The sequence below is a fragment of the Cryobacterium sp. MDB2-A-1 genome (assembly GCF_004402675.1).
In the GTDB taxonomy this organism is placed as follows: domain Bacteria; phylum Actinomycetota; class Actinomycetes; order Actinomycetales; family Microbacteriaceae; genus Cryobacterium; species Cryobacterium glucosi.
This window is the reverse complement of record NZ_SOFK01000057.1, coordinates 1-2882: the sequence shown is the minus strand read 5'-3', so window position 1 is coordinate 2882 and position 2882 is coordinate 1. Positions and strand designations below refer to the sequence as shown.

3 protein-coding genes and 1 pseudogene are annotated in these 2882 nt (G+C 62.0%); 3 read left to right on the top strand and 1 reads right to left on the bottom strand.

The annotated features are described in order from the left end of the window. Nucleotides 1-32 precede the first annotated feature (32 nt). The 3 genes from E3O39_RS18675 (at nucleotide 33) to E3O39_RS18665 (ending at nucleotide 2405) form a co-directional block, all read left to right on the top strand. Entirely contained in the window at nucleotides 33-848 is an 816-nt protein-coding gene (locus tag E3O39_RS18675; protein ID WP_370295011.1) for an IS30 family transposase, read from the top strand. A 316-nt stretch (nucleotides 849-1164) separates the two neighbouring features. Continuing rightward, nucleotides 1165-1428 (top strand): hypothetical protein, encoded by a 264-nt coding sequence (locus tag E3O39_RS18670; protein ID WP_198413482.1) that lies wholly within the window; start codon nucleotides 1165-1167, stop codon nucleotides 1426-1428. A 2-nt stretch (nucleotides 1429-1430) separates the two neighbouring features. Next, nucleotides 1431-2405, top strand: a complete 975-nt coding sequence (locus tag E3O39_RS18665; protein WP_174774869.1) for an FHA domain-containing protein — start codon at nucleotides 1431-1433, stop codon at nucleotides 2403-2405. 259 nt (nucleotides 2406-2664) lie between these two features. Here the strand turns inward: E3O39_RS18665 and E3O39_RS19190 are convergent. Then, nucleotides 2665-2882 (bottom strand): annotated as a pseudogene (locus E3O39_RS19190) (hypothetical protein); the annotation flags it as partial.

Genomic DNA, 2882 nt, shown 5'->3' with positions numbered 1-2882 from the left:
TTGCTTAGTCGGTACTCACTGACCATCCCACGGTGGCTCTTCGCGTTGAAGAAGCAACGCTCACGAGCGGGAAACCACACCACTCACAGGGACGTAACCTGCTGCCATCACCGGTTCAGGATTTCAGTGTTGCCCGTGTCGGGCTTTTATCGTTGCGAGAGCGAGAAGAGATCGGGTTCCAGCTCGCCCGGGGTCACGGAGTGCGCCGCATCGCAGCGGCACTGGGCCGGGCGCCGTCAACGATCAGCCGGGAAGTGACCAGAAACCAGGTCGCCGGCCGCTACGTGCCTTCGCTCGCGCAGGAGCAGACCTGGGCACGGGCTCGGCGGCCAAGAGCCCGGAAACTGGACGGGTTAGCGTTACGGAAACAAGTCGCCACGATGCTCACCGATCGGTTCAGCCCGGAACAGGTCGCGGGCCGACTGAAAGTCAAGCATCCAGAGAATCCGGAGATGCAGGTGTCACACGAGACGATCTACCAGGCCCTGTACGTGCAGGGCCGCGGATCGTTGCGCTTGGAAGTTGCCACCGCGTTGCGGTCAGGGCGTGCCACACGGCGCCCGCAGCGCCCGGAGGGTCCGCGGCCGCCGAGGTTCCGAGAGATGGTGATGATCTCCGACCGCCCGCCGGAGATCGAGGACCGCGCCGTTCCCGGGCATTGGGAGGGCGACCTGATCATCGGCTCGACCTCGTCGAAGTCCGCAATCGGAACCCTCGTCGAACGGACTACGGGATACGTGATGCTGCTGCATTTGACCGGGAACCACTCCACTACTGCGTCAGTATTTCCCCAAAGGAACCGACCTGAACGCCCACAGCGCTCAACGCCTCCTCGAAGTCGCCACTGAACTCAACGAGCGGCCGCGCAAAACCCTCAAACGCAGCACCCCAGCTGACCTGCTCAGCGAGCTAGCCTCAAGGAAGGAAATAGCCCCTGTTGCTTCCACCGTTTGAAATCGCCAAACGGTATTGACCCTAACGGAGACATTCATCGCCCTTCCCCCAGGCGGCGCCCTCCACTACGATTGATTGCACGCAGCCGATGAAGTAATTGGCGGCTGCGCGCCCTGTGCACGAGTTTGCTCCGATTCAGAGCTAATCGTCTGGTCGGATCTCTGATGACTGAGTGACCATTTCCAGCCGACAAGCGAGAAGGAACATACCGTGACTGACAGCCAAACCCCCGCAGATCCCGCAACCGTTGTCGGCCACGATGTGCACAATATTAAGGACTGGACAGATCTTGGTAGGGAGATGTGGTCCTACCTGACCGGCAAGAATGCCGCGATCAACTACAGCTTCGTCGACATGACGGTTGAAGTGCCGCGTGACATAGGGCCGGAATCCCCGCGCGCCACCTGGAAACTGAACGGCACCCTCAGGGTCACCACGAGCGAGAGTTCCGGTATCGATCCGATCATCAAGTAGCCATGAGTATTTCAACCCGGTTGGACATCGATCTGACGTTTTCCCTAGCGGGGCCAGGAGAGAAGGGCGCCGATACGGACGTCGCCACCGAGACGCCGGCGGGGCAAATGAACGGCACCATCAAGGCTAAGGGACTTGATGTCGAGGTCTTCTCAAATAACCCGGAAATGTTCGTGCGTTCCCGAACGGCGACGCTGAAGAACATCCGTGCCCTAGCTTCGAACCTGGCCGTGCGAGGACTGAGCGTCTCCCTGTCAGGACCCGCCGGACTGGTCATCCGTATTGGCGCTGTGCGCGCGCCGATCATCCAGCGCCTGCTGACAGGTTCCCCAAACATCGCGCTCGGCAGCTGGGCTGCGCTGGCACCCCTTTTGCGGCGTCGGAGTGCCGGAGCCACGCAGGTACCTTCCGTGCCGTTGCCGCCGCCGACTCTGTATCCACTCGTGCCGACCTTCAATCGGAGAATCCGGCGCCAAATCACCACGACGCACTACACGCCGGGATCCGGACGGCCCCGGCTGATTTTTGTGGTCGGTTCGGAGAACTGGAACGGCCAGATGCCGGCTGAGTTCGACCTGCTACCGACCATCACCACCATTGGCTCGGCCCCGGAGGCGAATTTGTGTTTAAAGGGCCTCCAGTCTTTCCATGCTGAAATCCGCCACGACGAGAACGATGAGTACGTTCTGTATCCGCTTGGGGCGGTTTCCGGCGGCGCAAAGAAGGAGCGCGGGCAGGAGGGTGCACAGGTCCTGCGCACAGGCGCCCGGATGGAAATGGGGCCTTGGCGGATGGCTTTCTTTCGTGAAGAGTACGCCGACCACGGCCGACCACATAGCGGGCGCGTGGGCGGGGAGCTGTCGTTCCAGAAGCCGCAGCCAACCCGTAGCCGGCAGCCAGAGCACTCACATTCCGCGGGTAGCGCTGAGAAGACGCTCCCCGTCGTCACCGGGCTAGACGACGATTCCGAAATCTGATCGAGAGGCTGCCGTCGCGCCGCGCACAGTGCACCAATGGAAGCGAGCGCACCGCAGAACGTACGCCCCCTTCGTACTCAACGACTTCTGGACGAACGCCGACCCTGAATCCACGGAGATGCTGCGGAAGTCGTCGGCTGGTCCATCGCCGATCACATGCGCACCGAACTCGTCGCCGACGCCCTCACAAACGCGGCCGTGACGCCCCGGATCGAGCAGGACGCGATCTGACACTCCGACCGCGGCAGCGTGGGCGGATTCAACCGGTCGTCGCAACACCGGTACTTGCGGACAACAGTAGCTCGTTCATCGCTTCGGCTGGCGTTTTGAATCCGAGTGTCTTGCGGGGGCGTTCGTTCCGGGCCGCGGCGACGGCCAGGGACGCCTTCATCCTGGAGTCGATGGAGTAGCCGACGATCTTGTTCGAGTAGACGTCTTTGATCGCGCAGAGGTAGATCTTGCCCTCGTCGGTGCGGT

Excerpts from the sequence above, each read along its gene's own strand:
- E3O39_RS18665 (WP_174774869.1), top strand. The coding sequence starts at position 1,431 with ATGAGTATTTCAACCCGGTTGGACATCGATCTGACGTTTTCCCTAGCG.